We start from the raw sequence: 17425 nt of genomic DNA on the forward strand, positions 1-17425 counted from the left end.
GCCAACAACCGCCGCAACCTCGCCGCCGCAGGGGCTCACCGAGACCGGACGGCGCCGGCGATGGGAGGCAGCTCGCTGGTTCCTGAGTGCGGACGGTGGGTCGGGCAAGCGGTTCGGGAACGAGCTCAAAGGGGAGCCGTTGGTCGTCGAGCCCGTCGCCGAGTTCCACCAGCGCGCTCCTTGGCGCAGATCAGAAGGCCGTGTGGGCGAACCAGCAGTCGAGTGCCGTGACCTCTCCTGAGATGTCGAAGGCGGTCTCCTGGTACGACCGCCGCCCGTAGAGCAGCAGGAGGAGGTCGGCCGACTGCCCCCGTACAGCCGCCTGCGCCTTGGATGGCGCGGCGCCGGCTCCGGCCCGCGTCAGCAGTCGGAAACCGTCCGGATCCAGCCGCACCCGCCACTCCTCGCCGGTTTCGCCGGCGGAGTCCGCGCACTGGAAGGCGATGGTCTCGCCGTTGCCGTGCAGCTTCGCCACGGCCGGGGCGAAGAGGCCCGCGTAGGGCAGGTTGACGAGGAACTCGTCAACCCCGTCCGCCGCCAGCGCGGGGTCGATGTCCGACTTCCGGCCGACGGCACGCTCCGCGTCCACCCGGTGCACCAGCGTTTCGAACAGCATCCGGCGGGCCCAGAACCGCGCGTGTTGGTCCTCACCCCACGCCCACATCACCGCCTGGGGATCCGTGGCCCGCAGTACGGCGGCCACTTGGGGTACGCCCGCTGCCACCCAGTCGGCATATTCCTGCGCACGTTCAGGCAGCCCCAGCTCCACGTCGCGACTGTGCGGAGGCTCCTGCACCAGCCGGGTCAGCAGCGTGCAGAACCAGCGCTGCAGCGCTCCCACGTGCCGGGTGAGCTCGGCCAGCCTCCAGTTGGGGCAGGAGGGCACGGCGGTCGCGGGGTCTGCACCTTTGACCACCTCGGCAAACCGCAGGGTCTCCCGCGCTATCGCCTGCCGGTAGGTGTCGTAGGGCAGAGGATGCCCCGTCTGGCTCGTCGTCTCCATCTACTGCCGTCTTTCTGTCCGCAGCACGGATCTTGTCGTGATCAGTCTGGAGGCTGGAGTCCACTCGAAGGCAAATCCGAGGGGGCCGCGTCCCACAGAGGACACTGACACGAAAAATCGAGTCAGTGTGCTGGTCAGGTCGATCGCGTCGGCCATCGCCTGGAGTCCGGCGTCGTTGAAGTGCAGGTGGTCGCCGGAGTCGAAGGCCGGCCGGATCCGGTCGGGAACGTCGGAGTCACGGACGGCGGGGTCGAAGTCCGCCACCGCGTCGAAGTTGCCGCCGTACCGGGTCAGGTCGTTGACGGACTGCCGTACGGCCTCGCGGGCCGCGGTCCGGCCGCCGTTGCCGCCGTACGGGGTGATCGTGCCGCCGACGACGCGGATGCCACGGGCGTGGGCGCGTGCCATGATCTCGCGGTACTCGGCCGCGAAGGCGGCGGGATCGGTCTGATCGGGGCTGCCCTTCACGGCAATGGCCGTACGGCGTTGAGCACCACCTCGCCAGGTCGGCAGGCAATCCGCAGCCTCGCGCTGAAGCGCGATGCGTCGGGTCCGCACGGATACTGGAAGAGAGGCTGTGCGGGGCAGATGGGAAGTGTGGTGATGCGGGCGCCCGTGGATGATGTGGCCGGTGGTGCTGCTGCCTGGGATGCGGGTGGCTGGCTGGGGGAGCTACGGGTCGCGGTCGTGGCCACGACCGCCGATGGGACGATCGTGCGCTGGGACCACGGGGCGCAGGCTCTGCTCGGGTATCCGTCGCGGGAGGTCGTGGGTCGGCCCATCGCCGACCTGCTGCACCCCGGCGCCGACCGCAGCCTCGGCCGGTCCTTGTGGGACAGCGCGACCGCCGACCGCGGGGTCATGGCCACGGTGACCGCCTGGCACCGCGACGGACATCCACTTGAGCTGGAGATCTGGGCGGCGCCCGTCCCGGCCCGCCACCGTGGCGGCACCACCGTGCTGGTCTTCGCTGCCGACGCTCACACCGCCCGTGGCATCCGCGGTTCCTCCGCGGTATGGGACGGATTGTTCGTCCGCTCTCCCGTCGGCATTGCCGTCTTCGACACCCAACTGCGGTTCCTGCGCGTGAACCAGGCTCTCCAGGCCATGAACGGCCTGGAGGAGAATGCCCACATCGGACGCAGCGTAGTGGAGCTGCTGCACACGGTGAACGCGGCCGAGATGGAATCCGCGATGCGGCAGGTCATGGCCACCGGGAAGCCGGTCCTTGATTTTCGCCGCACGGGCCGCACCCACGCCGATCCCGGCCATGAGCGCGTCTGGTCGTGCTCCTACGTCAGGCTGGAGGACCCCGACGGCCGACCGATCGGGCTGACCGCCTTCCTGATCGACATCACCGCCCAACAACAGGACCAGCTGGAAGCGGAAGCAGGCAGGCGCCGCCTGGCCCTGGTGAATGAGGCGAGCGTCAAGATCGGGACCAGTCTGGACCTGGAACGCACCGCGCAGGAGCTCGCGGAAGTCGTCGTGCGCGACCTGGCGGACGCTGTCACCGTCGACGTCCTGGAAACCCTCACCACCGGTGGAGACCTCGGCCCGGGCCTGGTCGGCGGCACCGCTCTGCGCCGCCTCGGGAAAGCTCCCCCGGCCGGCTCACGTATCGCGGACATCCTCGCCCCGCTCGGACGAACCCTGACCTTCCCTGCCGGAGCGCCCTACACACAGGTCCTCGCCGACCGCGAGACCTTCATGATTGCCCACCTGGACAAGAAGGCCATCGCCCCAGCGGCCCGCCATACACCGGCGCCCGCACAACTTCTCGAGCACGGCGTGCACTCGTTCATGATGGTGCCGCTGATCGCCCGCGGCGTCGTGCTCGGCCTCGGCACCCTGTACCGGAGCCGGCCCGTCGGCCCGTTCACGGACGACGACGTGAGCCTCGCCGGCGAACTCGCGGCCCGCGCCGCCATCTGCGTGGACAACGCCCGTCTCTACCGCCGTGAACACGACACCGCCCTCGTGCTCCAAAGAAGCCTGCTTCCCCAGCACATTCCCCAGATCCCGGGGATGGAGGTCGCCCACCGCTACCTGCCCGCCAGCGATGTCAACGAAGTCGGCGGCGACTGGTACGACGTAATCCGACTCGACGGCGGAAAGGCCGCGCTCACCATCGGCGACGTCATGGGACACGGCACCGCGGCCGCAGCCGTCATGGGACGGCTCTCCGTCAGCGTCCGCGCACTGGCGCGGCTCGACCTCGCCCCCGAGAACCTGCTGCACCAGCTGGAAGCCGCACTGGAAGACCTTGCCGAGCCGATGCTGGCCACCTTCCTCTACACCGTCATCGACCCCGCGAACGGCCGGTGCCAAATCACCCGCGCCGGGCACCCCCCGCCCGCCGCCGTCTCACCCGACGGCACCGCCCGCCTCCTCGACGTGCCACCCGGTGTCCCACTCGGCGTCGGCGGCACCCCCTTCACCACCACCGATGTCACCCTCCCGCCCGGCAGCACCCTCGTCCTGTACACCGACGGGCTCGTCGAGGCCCGCGGCAGCGACATCGACGAACGACTTGCCGAACTCACCCACCTCCTCGAACAACCCGCCCCGACCCTGGACGAGCTGTGCGACCGCCTGCTCATCCACCTGACGCCCACCTCCGTCGACGACGACATCGCACTCCTCGCCGCCCGCCTCAACCCCAGCACCGGTTGAACCCCGGCGGCGCACACAGGCCACCACTCCTTGTTGGGCTGACCGGGGCGATTGCGGTGCCCGCCAAGTTGGGGAAGGGGGCCCGCTCGTACAGGTGCTGCTGGGCAGAGCGCGAGGCCGACTCCCGAACGGGGCGCAGCAGCACGGCCTCGGCAACACCCCCGAGGGGCCGGTGTTGCTGTCAGACGGAGGTCGATGGCGCGGGCGGTGCGGTAGGCGACCTGCGCTGTAGCGGGTATCACAGAAAGGACGGCGGTCGGGGCGTAGTAGCGGGAAGATTGGCTCGGGCCTTCATTGCGGGTCCGTTGGCGCGGATGGGGGAGTCGCGTGGTAGACGGCGGGTGGGCGTTGCTGGTGCGGGTGGGGCTGGCGGATACCAGTGATCCGGAAGATGTCGATGATGCCGCGCTGTCGCTTCGGCGGGTCCTGGCGGAGATCCCCGGAGTCGCGGTACGCGAAATGCACACGGGCACGGGACCCGTCGGGTCGAAGGGACTCGGCATCGAACTGGGCGCACTAGCGGTGACAGTACTCGGAGCGCCACGCGGACTGCGTACGGCCGTGGACGCGGTGCGGGTGTGGGCCGAGCGGGACCGGCACCGCAAGGTCGTGGTGCGGATCGGGCAGGACAGCGTCGAGATCGAGGGCATGTCGCCCGAGCTGAGTCGCGAACTGGCGGAGTCCTTCATCCGGCGCCGGACCACTGAGTAACGGGCATGTCCCGCTTCGCGCTCGTCCTCGGCAGCCACACTTTCACCGACTCCCGGCTGGACCGGCTGCGTTCACCGGTGCACGACGTCGGTGAACTGTCGCGGGTACTGGCCGATCCAGAGATCGGCCAGTTCGTCATCACCAGCGCCGACAACCCGACCGCGCAGGAGCTGCGCTCCACTGCCGAGGAATTCTTCGGTGGGAGGGAGCGGGACGACGTCCTGCTGCTCTACTACACGGGGCATGGCATCAGGGAAGGCGACGAGCTCCTCCTCGCCGGGTCGGACACCGACCTCGACGACCTCGCCGGCACCGCGCTGTCCGCGACTGTTCTGAAGAACCTGCTGGGTACCTGCCGAGCCAGGCGCATCGTGCTGATCCTCGACTGCTGTTACAGCGGTGCCTTCGCCCACCGAATGGTGCCCATGGGCGAGCAACGGGTGCATGTACAGGAGTTTTTCGGCGGCCGAGGGCTGACCCTGATCACCGCCTCCACAGCCCGCGAGTACGCCTTCGAGGCAGGAGAGGTCACCGAAGCGGACCCTATGCCGTCGGTCTTCACCGGCGAGCTGATCCGGGGCCTGGACAGTGGCGCCGCCGACCTCGACGGGGACGGCGAGATCACCCTCGATGAGCTGTACCAGTTCCTCTTCGACGCCGTGCAACTCGCCCAGCCAGGACAGCAGACACCGTGCCGGTGGGTCTACGGGGCCCGCGGCCGCATGGTCATAGCATTACGCCGCCCCGGCCCGCGACCACCAGTCGCCGTCTCATCCGCCCCCGACCCGGTCCGCCTCCCGGCTGCCCGCCGACAGGCAGTCGCGATGGCGCCGGCCGCCGTGACGGGGGCAGCGGCGCTGTGGGGAGCATGGCGGTACGACCTGGTGTCACTGGGGTTCACGGGGGGCTGCCTGCTGGTGGCAGCCTTGGCGGGGATGGCCGCCTGCCTGCTCGGGGAAACAGTGCTGGAAGCCGACGGGCTGCGAATACGCGGATGGCACAACACACTCGTCCCATGGCCGTCGATCCTGGCCATCGAATGCCGGACGACGCTCTTCGGAACAACGGTCGCCGCGCATCGCGCGAACACAGCGGTCACGCGGCGCGTCGTCCTGCCCGCGCCGAAACGGCTACGGCCCTTCCATCCGGTCGGCTTCGACGATGACGTGGAGACCCTGCGGCAGTGGACTCTGAGGCGTGGCTCGCCCGCGCCGGTGCACTACGGCCGGACCCTGCTGCCGCTGCGCAACGCCATGGCAGTGACGTTGGTCGCCCTCACCCTGCTGACCGGGATCGACCACCCCTGGAACCGCAGTAACGACATCGCCAGCGTGCCACGAGCATGCCGCACGCTGGACAAGAAGACAGCGAACAGTTTAGTGGGGGGCGGGACGGCGACCCTGATCAACCTGGCGGTTATCGTGCCCCGAGAGCCACCTGTCGAAAGTACGAGTCAGCAGAGCAGCCGCTGTGACTGGACGTACGCACAGCTTTTCCTTTCCGCCGGGGACGTCGCCTTGCAGTACACCCGCTACCAGGCCGACGCCGACACGAGCGGTCCCCGGCAGGCGAAACAGGGTGTGAGGAAGGCCCTGGCCGAGCAACAGCGGAAACACTCCCAAGTCACGCGACCAGGGCAACTGGCCAACAGCGGCGGCTTCACCGCCGAAGCCAGCGATCGCTCCGCTATTACCGTTGTGGCCGCCCGCGACAACATCGTCGTCACACTGACCTTCACCAGTGCCAACGGGCAGCTGTCGATGCCTGATCACGCGCAGCTCCTCGACATCGAGACTCGGGCTCTCCATGCGGTGAAACCTGCCTGAGTGCCGCTTCTCAACCCGTCTTCTGAAGCTTCGAGGAAGGCTGGGGCTGCAGGCAGTGGCGCCGGGTGCGGCGGCTGCGGGTGGCGGCGCTGGAGCAAGGCGTGGGCCGGAGGGTCTGCCCGGAGTGCGGGGAGGCCTGGATGGCCGGGGTGGACCGCCGCGACGACGCTGGGGCCTCGCCCCCCCCGGAGTGCAATGCTCGGCCAGGAGAAACGCACCGTCAGGATTCGAAGCACTCGCGGTCCGTGCCGCCCGCCGGTATGAAGCACAGCCGCAGGTTGGTCCGGTCCGGGCCGCCGACCATCGGCGTGAAGCGGTATACACCCGTATCCGCCGTGTTTCTGATGACGACTCGACGCGGCCGGTCGCCGGGGGCCGAGACCTCGATCGCGTCCCCGACCTTCGAATGCCAGATCCGGCCCCACGCGGCGGCGCACTCCTTGCTGTACCGGAACTCCACACTCGCACCGGTCCCGGTGCGGTGCTGTGGCCCGAGCGAGTCCACCCGGCCGGGCAGTCCGCAGAACATGTGGTCGGGATCCTTCCCGTCACACGCCTTCCCCTGACATCCGGGAGCAGGATCCAGCCCGGGAGACGCCAGGCTCGTCGGCTGTCCGGTGCCAGGGCCCCGCACGGAGAGCGCCGCTATCACCGTGGCGGCGGCCACCGCAGCCACACCCGTACCGACGGTGAACAGGTGCCGACGCCAAGCCTGCCCGGGGGCGCCAGCGGCACCTGCGGGGATCGGGGCGGGCGCGGGCGAAGGCCAGGCAGCGGGGGTGAGGATGTTCTCCGCCTCGTGAAGGAACGTGCGGCCGGGCAGGGGACACGGACGGCCGCCGCCCGGGTGTGCATCTCGGGCGGCGGCCGTAGCCGTCCGGTCCGTCGACCGTTATTCAACCAGTCGGTTGACAACGACATGGGCTCGGCCGTACGGTTATTCAACCGATTGGTTGAAGATGCGAGGTGCGAGATGGCCAACGACCGGCTGTCCCGGGTGTTCTCCGCTCTGGCCGACCCGACCCGGCGCGACATCGTGGCCAGGCTGGCCGCCGGGGATGCCACGGTCAATGAACTGGCCGAGCCCTACGACGTGACCGTGCAGGCCGTGTCCAAGCACATCAGGGTCCTGGAAGACGCCGGTCTGATCAGTCGCAGCAGGGACGCTCAGCGGCGACCCTGCCGCCTTGAGGGAGAGGTCTTCGACCTCATGACCAAATGGATCGAACGTTACCGGCGCGAGGCGGAAGACCGCTTCCGTCAGCTCGATGCCGTCCTCGAGCAGATGGAGGAACAGCCGGTGACGGGCACCCCGGCGAAGGAGGCGGCATCATGAGCACCACGAAGGCGAACCGCCGGCACGAGACGCAGATCGTGGCCGACCCGACTCTGCCCACCATCCTCATCATCCGGGAGTTCGACGCTTCGCCAGGGCGCGTGTTCCGGGCTTACACCGATCCTGACCTGGTCGTCCAGTGGCTCGGCCCGCGTCGGCTCACCATGCGGATCGACGAGTACGACACGCGCACCGGTGGGTCGTACCGCTATGTGCATCGCGACGACGACGGGACGGAGTACGGCTTCCGTGGCGTGTTCCACGAGGTACGCCTCGACGAGCGCATCGTGCAGACCTTCGCCTTCGACGGCTTCCCGGACGGCGTCAGCCTGGAGACAACCGTCTTCGAGGACCTTCGGGGTCGCACCCGGGTCACCACCAAATCCCTCATGGACTCCATCGAGGCCCGCGACTCGATGATCAAGAGCGGCATGCAACGCGGTGTCCGGGAAGGCCACGAGCGGCTTGACGAGCTGCTCAGCGGCCGCCAGAGCGGCAACGCCGACCGACGTACCGAGAAGGAAGGCTTGAGATCATGACGAGGGCAGCCGATGAGCACCGCACCGTCGCAGGGGTATTCACGGACCGTGTGCGCGGAGTGCGTCCCGGGGCATGGGACAACCCAGCGCCGTGCGAGGGGTGGGTCGCCCGGGATGTGGTGCGGCACCTTGTCGAGTGGTTCCCGGACTTTCTGAAGGCTGGCGCCGGAGTCGAACTACCGAAAGGGCCGTTGGTGGACGACGACCCGGTGGCGGCCTGGACGGTGCACAGCGACGGGGTGCAGGCCCTCCTCGACGATCAGGCCACGGCGCAGAGGATGCTGTCGAACCAGCACATCGGAGAGGTCCCGCTGGACCAGGCAGTCGACCGGTTCTACACCGCCGACGTTTTCATGCACACCTGGGACCTGGCGCGGGCCACCGGCCAGGAGGAGCGCCTCGACCCTGGCAGGTGCGCCCAGTTGCTCGACGGGATGCTGCCGCTCGATGACGTGCTCCGCAAGAGCGGGCAGTACGGACCACGGGTCGAGGTACCCGAAAGCGCCGACGTACAGACTCGCTTGCTCGCCTTCATCGGCCGTAGGCCCTGAGCGTGTCCCGTGCTGCCCAAGAGGCGGGTGGTGGAACGGAGTAACTCGTGGACGATGCGGGCCAGGCGCAACGTAAGGGACTACGAGCGCGGATCTCCCATGCCGAAGCGCACATCCGGTGGGCGTTTATCACGCTCATCTCCCGCCGTCTGGCCGGCCACACCGGCAGCCCCAGCAGTCGTCGCGTCCCTCGCCGCGTGAAGATCGAGGGTCTTGCGCTGCCGTTCGCCGATCCGTCCATCGACGCCGCATCGAACGGCAAGCAGGTTCCCTGTCTCGCCTCATGACCCTGTGACCAGCGGAAAGAGGTTCAGACACAGCTCCTGTCCCGTCTCAGACGACGGTGCTTCCGTCTCATGTGACGTTCTCGGATCTGCGCGCCGGGGGCAATGTCACATGAGACAGCCGGAGTTCTTGTGCGTCCCCTCGGCGATCCAAGCTTCGGTCAGCGCGGACCGCCTCAGCGTTGGTCTGGAGAGTCCGCGGAGACAGCCCAGAAGCGCAGGAACAGCGCGAGTATCCCGGAGGAGGCCAGGATCCATACGTTGAAACCGACGTCCTTGCGGGACTCGGCGTCGTTCATGACCACTGTGATCACGCTGGTCATGAAGCCCAGCGCCGCATAGAAGCCGATCCGAATGGCCTTCGCGGAACGGCGGTGGAACCGGTAGAACAGCAGCAGTCTGCTGACCGAGACATGCGACTCTTCATCGGTTTCGGCCTGCTCGGCCGCGCTCACCCGCGCGGACGCCTCGTCCAGCCAGCCGTTCGCCACCGCGGTTGGGTTCTGGAGCGCTTCCGGTGTGCCGGCGGTCAGCTGCTTCGCCTTCCACCATTCGGTAGCGAAGACCACCTGCCGAGTCGCGTCCTCGAAGGCCAGTCGTCGGCGGCCCGCTCGCGATCGGCGCACCCGCCGGTCCTGCGCCCGCAAACTCACCACACCGGCGGCCGCGGTCACGACAGGGACCAGCACCGCCACAGAGACAGTCACCATGTCCTGCGTGCTCATCGACAGCCCCCCAACTGTTCGTTCAGGCGAATCAGCATCGCATTCCGGCCGCCAGAGGTCGACAGGTCGCAAGGACCCACGGCGCACCACCGCGCCGAACATGGTCCTCATCGTTAGCGCATCGCCTCTCCCCGCCGGTCACAGGATCGACCACAGGCACCCGAGCCGTTGAGGTCGTTGATGAGTTGCTCGGTCTCGATCTCCAGTGAGCAGTCCAGAGCCTGGTTGACCTGTTGGACGCGGGTGATGGCGGTGTGCAGGCCCTGCCGGTTCCCGGCGGCGGCCTCGATTCTCATCCAGTCCCGGTAGAGCAGCTCTGCCGTGTCGTCGACGCCGAGACCGGTCGCGACGGCCGGTCGGGCCGTGCTGAGGTCGTGGTGCGGTCCCGCGAGGGTGCGGTAGGTGGCCACGGTGTGCGTCACGTCGATGATCCGGGTGATCATCTCCTGCTGGTGGGGCTCGGGCCAGGGCAGGGGCCTGCCTCCGAACGGCCGGCCGGCAGGGATCGTCGTCGGAGCTGCGGCGCGGCACGTAGGGGTGGCCGGCGGGATCGCTGTCGAGGGAGCGGCGCAGGCCCTGCAGCCGGGCGTTGAGGGTGCTCGCTGACCAGGGGCGGGCAGGATCCATGTCCGAGCACAGGACGCCCGCGCTGCGCCCGGGCCGGAAGTACAGCAGCGCGGCGAGCTGGGCGATCCGCGGGCCGTGGCCGGTGCTGTCCACGCCCGTCACTTCGACCGGGCCCAGGACCCGGATCTCCGGCGCGCGCAGGTCGTGCGCTTCGCTCTCCTCAACCTCTTGTGCCGTGCCCTCCTCGCCGGAGTCCTCGCCCCCGTCCGTCTCCGGGGCCGCTGGGGTGGGAGCCGTCGTCGTTTCGGTGCCGGGGTCTTCCTCGGCAGGGTCTTCCTCGGCCTCGGCCGGCGCCTCGGCGGTGGGCAGCAGGCCCAGTCCGGCCGGGTCGGTGGAGGCGGCGAGCAGGGCGGGGAAGATCTCGGCGCTCATGTCCGCTGCTTCCGCCGGCGAGGGGCGCGTAGCAGTGTCCCCCGTGGGTGTGGTGGGTTCCTCGGGCGCCAGGCGCTGGGGCTGCTGCCTGCTGTCGGGTTCGTCCGGGACCTCCTGCCAGGGTCCCTCGGCCGGGTAGGGCCGTTGCCCGGACACCTTCAAGGCGGTGGTGACCTGAAGACAGGCGGCATGCTCAAGACGCTGCACGGTGATCTCAGGCAGCAGCTGCGGCAGGTCTTCGCCGAACCCGATGGCGACGACCTCGACGTCGCTCGCCCAAGGGCTCATGTCGAGCTCCAGGGCGAGGGAGGTGCATACCTCGTTCTGCTCGGCCAGGACGGTGCCGACCAGGGCCTGTCCGGCGGATCATGCCGGACAGGCCCGTGGTCCCGAGGAGGGCTCAGCGCCTCCTCGGTTACGACAAGACGTACGTGTCCGCCCTCGAACCCGGAAAGCGCAGCCTCACTGACCTCGGATCCCGACACCACGTCTGTGACCAACTGCGCCTGCCACCACACATCCTGGGCGTCACCGCCGCAGCCGACGCCGATCACCGGGGGCGATCCTGCATCCAACCCGGCGCGCGTGTACAGGCCTGACGCCACGAGCACGACGGCGGCTTCTTCTGATCCCACGTCAGGCGCCACTGTCGTCGACCGACTTCCGCTGGTGGGGCGACGACTTGCGCCCGAGGGGGATCACCCGGCGGGCCGATGTCCCGGGACGGGCGGGGCGTCGAACATCCGCGTGCGATCGGGCTCGGTGCACAGGAGGGGAGCGACCTGCTCGGCCCGGCGGCACCTCAGGGTGCGTTGTCGACGTCCATGGCCGCCGGGTTCAGTGACGCCAGGAGTTTCAGGAGCAGCGAGTGGGCCTGTTCCTGCTCCGTCGGTGTGAGTACTTCCAGGGCTTCGGCGTGGGCGGCGTCCACGGCGGCGCCGGCCTCGGCCGCGAGCCGCAGGCCGGCCTCGGTGGCGTGCAAGCGGTGAGTGCGTCTGTCGCCGGGAGCGGTCCGCCGTTCCAGGAGACCCCGCTCGACCAGCCCGTTGACGGCGGTTCCCATGGACTGGGGGGTGATCGCCGCCCGGCGCGCGGCGGTCGCGCTGGAGACGCCCGGGTCGAAGGCGGCCTGGATCAGGGCGCTGTTCTGGGCGAGGGTCAGCTGGAAGGGGCGCAGGGTGCGCTCGATCCGGGACGCCATGATCTGGCCGATCTGCCAGGCCACATAGCCCGTACGCCGGTCGGGATGTTTCACGTGGCGGACCCCTTTTGTAAGGCAGCTGATTGTGGTGTACAAATATTATCAGTTGGCTTCCATTCTTCCTATTCTTCGAGGATCCTGCCTCCGATGTCCCAGCACGCCTCCGCCCGACAGCACCACAAGCACGCCCTGGACGTGGCCCATCCGCCGCCGCGCCCCGGGACCCCGCGCGCCGTCCTGGTGCCCGTGGCGGTCGTCCTGCTGATCGGCACCGTGTTCGTCAGCGTCTACCTCGCCGCATTCCACGCACCGCGCCCCCACGAGCTGCGGGTGGGCACCACGGAGATCGGCACCCATCAGGCGAGCCTGCGCCAGGACCTCGCACGCGCCGTCCCGGACGGCTTCACCCTGGAGACCTACCCCGACGAATCCGCCGCCCGGCGCGCCGTCCAGGACCGTTCCGTCTACGCGGCCTACCTCGGCAAGGGGGATCTGCTCTACGGCAGTGCCAACGGAGCCGCCGTCACCGCCACCGTGACCACCGTGTTCGGCTCCGTGGCCCGCGCGGAACACCATCGCCTCTCCGTCGAGGACGTCGCTCCGGCGTCGGCGGGGGACACCCGGGGGCTGTCCGTCTTCTACGCGGCCTTCGGCCTGGTACTGGCCGGATACCTCTTCGGCATGACCACCTACCAGCTCGCCCCCCGCCTCCAGTACCGCTGGCGGATGGCCAGCCTGGCCCTGTTCGGCGTGGCCGGCGGCGTCCTGGTCGCCGTCATCGCCGGCAGCACCGGCTTCGGTGCCCTGCCCGGCCCCTTCCTGCCCCTCGCCCTCGTCGTCGCGCTGATGGGCGCCGCGGTCGGCGGCACGACCATGGTGCTGCTGCGCCTGTTCGGCTCGGCGGGCGTGAGTCTCGCCTCGATCCTGCTGCTGATCCTCGGCAACAGCAGCAGCGGCGGCATCATGCCCGCCGCCTACCTCCCCGCCTGGCTGCGCCCGCTGTCCGAGATCCTGCCCGTCGGGGTCGGCGTCCGCGCCATGCAGGGGCTCTCCCGATTCCAGGACGACGGCCTGACCCGCGCCCTGGTGATCCTCCCGCTGTGGGTGCTGGGCGCTGCCGCCGTGCTCTACCTCAAGGACGTCTTCCGACGCGAGACCCCGAGCCGCGTGCCGGACACGGCCGAGCCCCAGCCCGCAGCGGCCTGACAGCGGACGCTTCCGCCGCCGCCCCCGGCCGTGACGGTGACCGGTGACGGAACGAGTGCGGGCGCGCGGCCGGGGATCGGGGCGAGACACGTCAGGATCGATGAGCCTGCTGTATGAGATGAGCCTGCCGTATGAAGAGCGGGCCGTCGGCCGAGGGGTCAGGGACGACGCCGGACGGCGGTGCCGCCCTTCAGTCGGCCCGGATGAAGCGGGCCATCCCGATGGACTTGGGTGCCCTGTCGGTGAACCCGAACTTCCGGTAGAGATGGTGTGCGTCGCCGTCGGCCATGAGGGAGACGTACGAGAGTGCCGGCGCGCGGTGTTCCAACTCGTCGTTCAGGGCCTGCATGATGCGGCGGCCGAGTCCATGGCCTTGGTGCTCGGGCAGGACGCAGATGTCGACGACCTGGAAGAAGCATCCACCGTCGCCGATGATCCGGCCCATGCCGATCGGATCGCCACCGTGGACGACCACCACCCCGTACCAGGTGTGGGCCAGCCCCACCGCCGCGCCGTCGGCGGACTTGTCGCTGAGGCCGGCGCGGGTGCGGAGCCGGCGGTAGTCCTCCACCGACGGGACGCCGGGCTGGATCTCGTACGCGCTGGGATCGGGCAAGGCGGTTCCCCTTACGGCTCGGTTACGACTCGGTGTGACGCGGGGCGTAGTGGCCCAGGAACATGTCTACCCCGCCCGTGATCAGGCGGTCGGTGAGACCGTCGTCGATGTCGGTGCCGTAGGCACTGAAGACCAGGTACGGGAAGACCAGCAGGGAGTAGAGCTGGAGCACGGCCACCTCGATGTCGGGGACGTCGAGCCGGCCCTGCGCGACCAGTTGCCGGAGTGCTCCCGCGACGGCGGGGTGATGGCGCTCGGGACCGGCGTCGTGCCAGCCCTCGCCGAGTTCGGGGAAGCGGTGCAGTTCGCGGGCGACGACGTTCCGCAACGCGAGGATCTCCGGGTTGGTGCGGATTCCGGCCACCCAGGCGCGGGCGGCGGCGATGAGCGACTCGCGCAGGTCGTCCGAGTCGGCGAGGCGAGCGATGGCGTCGGCGAGGGTGCCGCCGAGCGGGGCGTCGAGCGAGTCCTTGACGACCCCGATGAACAGGGCCTCCTTGCTGCCGAAGTGGTTGTAGACCGTCACCTTGGACACGCCCGCCTCGGCGGCGATGAGATCGACGCTCACATCGAAGCCCTCACGCAGAAAGAGCTCGCGGGCCGCTTTGAGGATGGCCAGTCGCTTTGCCTCGGCGCGCGGTCCGGCGGGGGGCCGCTTGACGTCCTTCGTGTCGTCCTTCGTGCTCATGCGACGAGTCTACCGACATGTGAACTGAACGGTTGAGTTCATATGTACTGAGCCGTACAGTTCACTTGACCGGGCTCGTACGGAGTTCGTCGTGGCCCGGCCGCACTTCCCCCTTCCGTATCGCACGCTCGGAGGAGTCGTCGTGACGCACAGCACCGCTGACGCGCACCACACGTCCGCTTCGCAACCCCCGGCCGACCCGCGCCGCTGGCTGATGCTCGTCGTGCTCTGCCTGGCCCAGTTCATGCTCATCCTGGACGTCACCGTCGTGAACGTCGCCCTGCCCGACATGGCGACCGACCTCGACCTCGGCAGGCAGGCGCTGACCTGGGTGGTGACCTCGTACACCCTGTGCTTCGGCGGGCTGATGCTGCTCGGCGGGCGCGTCGCCGACGTGTTCGGCGCCCACCGCACCGTCCTCGCCGGGATCGCGGTGTTCACCGCCGCGTCCCTGGTCACCGGGCTCGCCACGGGCGCGCCCATGCTGCTGGGCGGGCGGATATCCCAGGGCATCGGAGCCGCCCTGCTCTCCCCGGCCGCCCTCTCGATCGTCACCACCGGCTTCCACGGTGCGGAACGCAACAAGGCGCTCGGCGTCTGGGCCGCCGTCGGCGGCGCCGGATCGGCCATCGGCGTGCTGCTGGGCGGGGCGCTGACCGACGGGCCCGGCTGGCAGTGGGTCTTCTACATCAACGTGCCCGTCGGTGTCCTCGCCCTCGCCGTCCTGCCGGGCCTGCTCCCGGCCCGTCCGCCGCGGCCGGCCCGGCTCGATCTGCCCGGCGCGCTGCTGGTCACCGCGGGCACCGGGTCGCTCATCTACGGCCTGGTCAAGGCGGGCGACACGGGCTGGAGCGGAGCCGCCACACTGCTGTCGCTGCTCGCGGCGGTCGTGCTGTACGGGGCGTTCGCCGCGGCCGAACGGGTCGGCGGCGCCCCGCTGATGGACCTCCGCATGCTCACCCGCCGTCCCGTGGTCGCGGGCGCGTTCCTGTTGCTGATCGCCACCGCGCTGCTGATCGCGTTCTTCTTCCTGGGCTCGGTCTACCTGCAACACGTACGCGGCTTCAGCCCGCTCGGGACCGGCCTCGTGTTCCTGCCCGTGGCCGTCGCCACCGCCGTCGGCGCCCACCTCGGGTCTGGGCTCGTCGGCAGGATCGGCAGCAGGACGACCGCTGTGGGAGGCATGCTGATCGCGGCGGCGGGCACCGCGCCGCTGACCCGGCTGTCGCACGATGGCAGCGTGTACGCCGGCCTGCTGCCGGGCCTCGCCGTCGCCTCACTCGGCCTCGGGGCGGTCTTCGTCACCGCCACCACCACGGCGCTGGCCATGGTCGCCCACGAGGAGGCCGGGCTCGCCTCGGGCGTCGTCAACACCTTCCACGAGGTGGGGGGTTCGATCGGCGTGGCCGTCCTGTCCACCGTCGCCGCCGCGGGCGTCGAGCACGGCGCGATCGACGGTTTCACGGACGCGTTCAGGCTCAGCGCGGTCGCGGCCGCCGTGAGCGCGGGCGTCGCCCTGTTCCTCGTACCACGCGGCAGGCCACAGACGACCGGCGGTCCGCATGTCCACTGAAGCGCCCGAGTGACCGCCCGGGCTCCCCACAACGGCCGAGGGAGCCCGGAACGGTCAACGGGTACCGCGGATCAGAGCCGGTCGAGGATGCTCTGGAGTTGCTTGACCTCGGCGGACTGGCCCGCGACGATGGCGTCGGCCATCTTCTTGGCGTCGGCGTTCTGGCCGCTCTTCTGCTCGGTCTTCGCCATGGCGATCGCGCCGTTGTGGTGGCCGATCATCATCTGGGCGAACATCTTGTCGAACTCCTTGCCCTGCATGGCCTTGAGTTCCTTCATGTCCTTGTCGGACATCATGCCGTCGCCGCTCATGCCCATCCCGGGCATGTCCCCCGTCGCGGTGGGCTTGCCCCAGGACTTGAGCCAACCCGTCATGGTCTTGATCTCGGGGTCCTGAGCCTTCTCGATCTTCGCGGCCAGGCCCTTGATCTCCGCGTCGGAAGCGCGGCCGTCGGCCAGTTCGGCCATCGCCACGGCCTGCTCGTGGTGGGGGATCATCATCTGCGCGAACGTGACGTCCGCGTCGTCGACGTCACCGGCCTCGGCGGCCGCCGTCGCGGTCGCTGTGGCCGAGCTCTTGCTGCCGCCGTGGTCCATGCCGCTCATGCCGCTCGAACCGTCGCCGTCGCCGCCGCAGGCGGAGAGCATCAGGGCCCCGGCGGCTACGACGCCGACGGCCGCGACACGGCGGACGGGCTTGCGGTGGAGGTGCTTGCCGTGGAAGGCGCGCGTGAAGGCAGTCATCGTGAACTCACCTCGTGTGTTGGTTCTGGCTGTGTGGGCGTACGCGTCGTCGCGGGAGCGCGCGTGGTGCGCGTCCGCGAGGGCGGTTCGGCCTACAGCCGCAGGACCGACAACTCGGTGAGATCAGGGCCGCGGGGTGGGGGATTGGGCCGCAGCATGACGGGCGCCTCGGCGAGGAGCTTCGCCAGCCAGTCCGGACGGCGGGCGAGGGCCCTCCTCAGCAGTGCGGTGAGTACCCACGCACCGAACATCACCGCCACGCACAGCGAGACCATGTCCATCGCCATGGCCGGCCTGTCCGTGGAGGACGTGTGCGTGGAGTGCGTGGCGCTGCCCCGCTCCGGTGAAGCTGGAGCCCCCATGGGGTCGTGGGCGGCCACCACCGTGGGCATCGTCGAGACCTGGGACGCGCGGCTCATACCGTCGCCGGGCGGCTGGTCGGGGTGTCCCACGGTGTGCATGACGAACACGCCCAGCGCGAGAACGACGACGAGCAGCAGGTGCCCGTAGGCCCCTCCCGCTCGTACGTATCGGTTCACGTGCACGTAGGCAGTCTCCGTCTGTGATCGCTCCGGACCGGCTTTCCGACAGTATCGAAGGGGAGTGGAGCGTGCCGTCGTGGGGGTCGGGTTCCGGCCCACTTCCTGAACGGCTCATTGAACACACGGTGCGGTACCGGAACCCCGCACCGGCACGCCGGACCCGAAACGGCTCCCCCGGCGGAGCGTCCTTCACTCGGTCGGGCCGG

At 69.6% G+C, this 17425-nt stretch carries 18 protein-coding genes and 1 pseudogene; 9 read left to right on the top strand and 10 right to left on the bottom strand.

Going from position 1 to position 17425, the window contains the following annotated elements:
• Positions 1-190 precede the first annotated feature (190 nt).
• On the bottom strand, positions 191-1003 hold the full coding sequence (locus KVT44_RS10395; protein WP_217566799.1) for a maleylpyruvate isomerase family mycothiol-dependent enzyme: 813 nt from the start codon (positions 1001-1003) through the stop codon (positions 191-193).
• Positions 1004-1471, bottom strand: coding sequence for a GDSL-type esterase/lipase family protein (locus KVT44_RS10400; RefSeq protein WP_308313950.1), 468 nt, complete (start codon positions 1469-1471; stop codon positions 1004-1006).
• A 147-nt stretch (positions 1472-1618) separates the two neighbouring features.
• On the opposite strand from KVT44_RS10400, the gene KVT44_RS10405 reads away from it, so the two are divergent.
• The 3 genes from KVT44_RS10405 to KVT44_RS10415 all read left to right on the top strand — a co-directional run bounded on the left by KVT44_RS10405 (position 1619) and on the right by KVT44_RS10415 (position 6216).
• A complete protein-coding gene (locus KVT44_RS10405; protein WP_308313951.1) occupies positions 1619-3679 on the top strand; it encodes a SpoIIE family protein phosphatase in 2061 nt (686 codons plus the stop codon).
• 327 nt (positions 3680-4006) lie between these two features.
• Positions 4007-4390 (top strand): hypothetical protein, encoded by a 384-nt coding sequence (locus KVT44_RS10410; RefSeq protein ID WP_217566800.1) that lies wholly within the window; start codon positions 4007-4009, stop codon positions 4388-4390.
• A 5-nt stretch (positions 4391-4395) separates the two neighbouring features.
• Complete coding sequence (locus KVT44_RS10415) at positions 4396-6216, top strand: caspase family protein (protein ID WP_217566801.1); 1821 nt, start codon at positions 4396-4398, stop codon at positions 6214-6216.
• 220 nt (positions 6217-6436) lie between these two features.
• Here the strand turns inward: KVT44_RS10415 and KVT44_RS57915 are convergent, their stop codons facing one another.
• Entirely contained in the window at positions 6437-6892 is a 456-nt protein-coding gene (locus KVT44_RS57915) for a DUF2690 domain-containing protein (RefSeq protein ID WP_308313952.1), read from the bottom strand.
• A gap of 123 nt (positions 6893-7015) precedes the next feature.
• Between KVT44_RS57915 and KVT44_RS10425 the strand changes: the two genes are divergently transcribed.
• The 4 genes and pseudogenes from KVT44_RS10425 to KVT44_RS57930 all read left to right on the top strand — a co-directional run.
• Entirely contained in the window at positions 7016-7552 is a 537-nt protein-coding gene (locus tag KVT44_RS10425) for a metalloregulator ArsR/SmtB family transcription factor (RefSeq protein ID WP_308313953.1), read from the top strand.
• The gene (locus KVT44_RS57920) at positions 7549-8091 is read left to right on the top strand and encodes an SRPBCC family protein (protein WP_180293130.1); all 543 of its coding nucleotides are present in this window, start codon (positions 7549-7551) and stop codon (positions 8089-8091) included. The genes KVT44_RS10425 and KVT44_RS57920 overlap by 4 nt, the downstream gene beginning before the upstream one ends.
• Positions 8088-8642, top strand: coding sequence for a TIGR03086 family metal-binding protein (locus KVT44_RS57925; RefSeq protein ID WP_180293131.1), 555 nt, complete (start codon positions 8088-8090; stop codon positions 8640-8642). Before KVT44_RS57920 ends, KVT44_RS57925 begins: the two co-directional genes overlap by 4 nt.
• Positions 8643-8651: 9 nt before the next feature.
• Positions 8652-8794: pseudogene (locus KVT44_RS57930) on the top strand (IS5/IS1182 family transposase); the annotation flags it as partial.
• Between the two features lie 308 nt (positions 8795-9102).
• Here KVT44_RS57930 and KVT44_RS10440 read toward each other — a convergent pair.
• The 3 genes from KVT44_RS10440 to KVT44_RS10450 all read right to left on the bottom strand — a co-directional run bounded on the left by KVT44_RS10440 (position 9103) and on the right by KVT44_RS10450 (position 11905).
• Positions 9103-9651 (bottom strand): hypothetical protein, encoded by a 549-nt coding sequence (locus tag KVT44_RS10440; RefSeq protein ID WP_254649222.1) that lies wholly within the window; start codon positions 9649-9651, stop codon positions 9103-9105.
• Positions 9652-9764: 113 nt separating this feature from the next.
• On the bottom strand, positions 9765-10094 hold the full coding sequence (locus tag KVT44_RS57935; protein WP_254649223.1) for a hypothetical protein: 330 nt from the start codon (positions 10092-10094) through the stop codon (positions 9765-9767).
• A 1358-nt stretch (positions 10095-11452) separates the two neighbouring features.
• Positions 11453-11905: a MarR family winged helix-turn-helix transcriptional regulator gene (locus tag KVT44_RS10450; protein ID WP_217566803.1), complete on the bottom strand. Its 453-nt coding sequence runs from the start codon at positions 11903-11905 to the stop codon at positions 11453-11455.
• A 93-nt stretch (positions 11906-11998) separates the two neighbouring features.
• On the opposite strand from KVT44_RS10450, the gene KVT44_RS10455 reads away from it, so the two are divergent.
• Entirely contained in the window at positions 11999-13057 is a 1059-nt protein-coding gene (locus KVT44_RS10455; protein ID WP_099924401.1) for an ABC transporter permease, read from the top strand.
• 190 nt (positions 13058-13247) lie between these two features.
• Here the strand turns inward: KVT44_RS10455 and KVT44_RS10460 are convergent, their stop codons facing one another.
• Both KVT44_RS10460 and KVT44_RS10465 read right to left on the bottom strand, forming a co-directional pair.
• Complete coding sequence (locus KVT44_RS10460) at positions 13248-13673, bottom strand: GNAT family N-acetyltransferase (RefSeq protein WP_217566804.1); 426 nt, start codon at positions 13671-13673, stop codon at positions 13248-13250.
• Positions 13674-13695: 22 nt separating this feature from the next.
• A complete protein-coding gene (locus KVT44_RS10465) occupies positions 13696-14361 on the bottom strand; it encodes a TetR/AcrR family transcriptional regulator (protein WP_217566805.1) in 666 nt (221 codons plus the stop codon).
• 142 nt (positions 14362-14503) lie between these two features.
• Between KVT44_RS10465 and KVT44_RS10470 the strand changes: the two genes are divergently transcribed.
• Positions 14504-15934, top strand: coding sequence for an MFS transporter (locus KVT44_RS10470; protein WP_217566806.1), 1431 nt, complete (start codon positions 14504-14506; stop codon positions 15932-15934).
• 71 nt (positions 15935-16005) lie between these two features.
• Here the strand turns inward: KVT44_RS10470 and KVT44_RS10475 are convergent, their stop codons facing one another.
• Both KVT44_RS10475 and KVT44_RS10480 read right to left on the bottom strand, forming a co-directional pair.
• A complete protein-coding gene (locus KVT44_RS10475) occupies positions 16006-16677 on the bottom strand; it encodes a DUF305 domain-containing protein (protein WP_217566807.1) in 672 nt (223 codons plus the stop codon).
• Positions 16678-16769: 92 nt separating this feature from the next.
• Entirely contained in the window at positions 16770-17222 is a 453-nt protein-coding gene (locus KVT44_RS10480; RefSeq protein WP_217566808.1) for a DUF6153 family protein, read from the bottom strand.
• Between the last annotated feature and the right edge of the window lie 203 nt (positions 17223-17425).

This window comes from Streptomyces sp. GbtcB7, from assembly GCF_019091445.1.
Classification (GTDB): Bacteria; Actinomycetota; Actinomycetes; order Streptomycetales; family Streptomycetaceae; genus Streptomyces; species Streptomyces mirabilis.

Excerpts from the sequence above, each read along its gene's own strand:
- KVT44_RS10455 (WP_099924401.1), top strand. The coding sequence starts at position 11,999 with ATGTCCCAGCACGCCTCCGCCCGACAGCACCACAAGCACGCCCTGGAC.
- KVT44_RS10415 (WP_217566801.1), top strand. The coding sequence starts at position 4,396 with ATGTCCCGCTTCGCGCTCGTCCTCGGCAGCCACACTTTCACCGACTCC.
- KVT44_RS57935 (WP_254649223.1), bottom strand. The coding sequence starts at position 10,094 with ATGATCACCCGGATCATCGACGTGACGCACACCGTGGCCACCTACCGC.
- KVT44_RS57925 (WP_180293131.1), top strand. The coding sequence starts at position 8,088 with ATGACGAGGGCAGCCGATGAGCACCGCACCGTCGCAGGGGTATTCACG.
- KVT44_RS10440 (WP_254649222.1), bottom strand. The coding sequence starts at position 9,651 with ATGAGCACGCAGGACATGGTGACTGTCTCTGTGGCGGTGCTGGTCCCT.
- KVT44_RS57920 (WP_180293130.1), top strand. The coding sequence starts at position 7,549 with ATGAGCACCACGAAGGCGAACCGCCGGCACGAGACGCAGATCGTGGCC.
- KVT44_RS10475 (WP_217566807.1), bottom strand. The coding sequence starts at position 16,677 with ATGACTGCCTTCACGCGCGCCTTCCACGGCAAGCACCTCCACCGCAAG.
- KVT44_RS10465 (WP_217566805.1), bottom strand. The coding sequence starts at position 14,361 with ATGAGCACGAAGGACGACACGAAGGACGTCAAGCGGCCCCCCGCCGGA.
- KVT44_RS10395 (WP_217566799.1), bottom strand. The coding sequence starts at position 1,003 with ATGGAGACGACGAGCCAGACGGGGCATCCTCTGCCCTACGACACCTAC.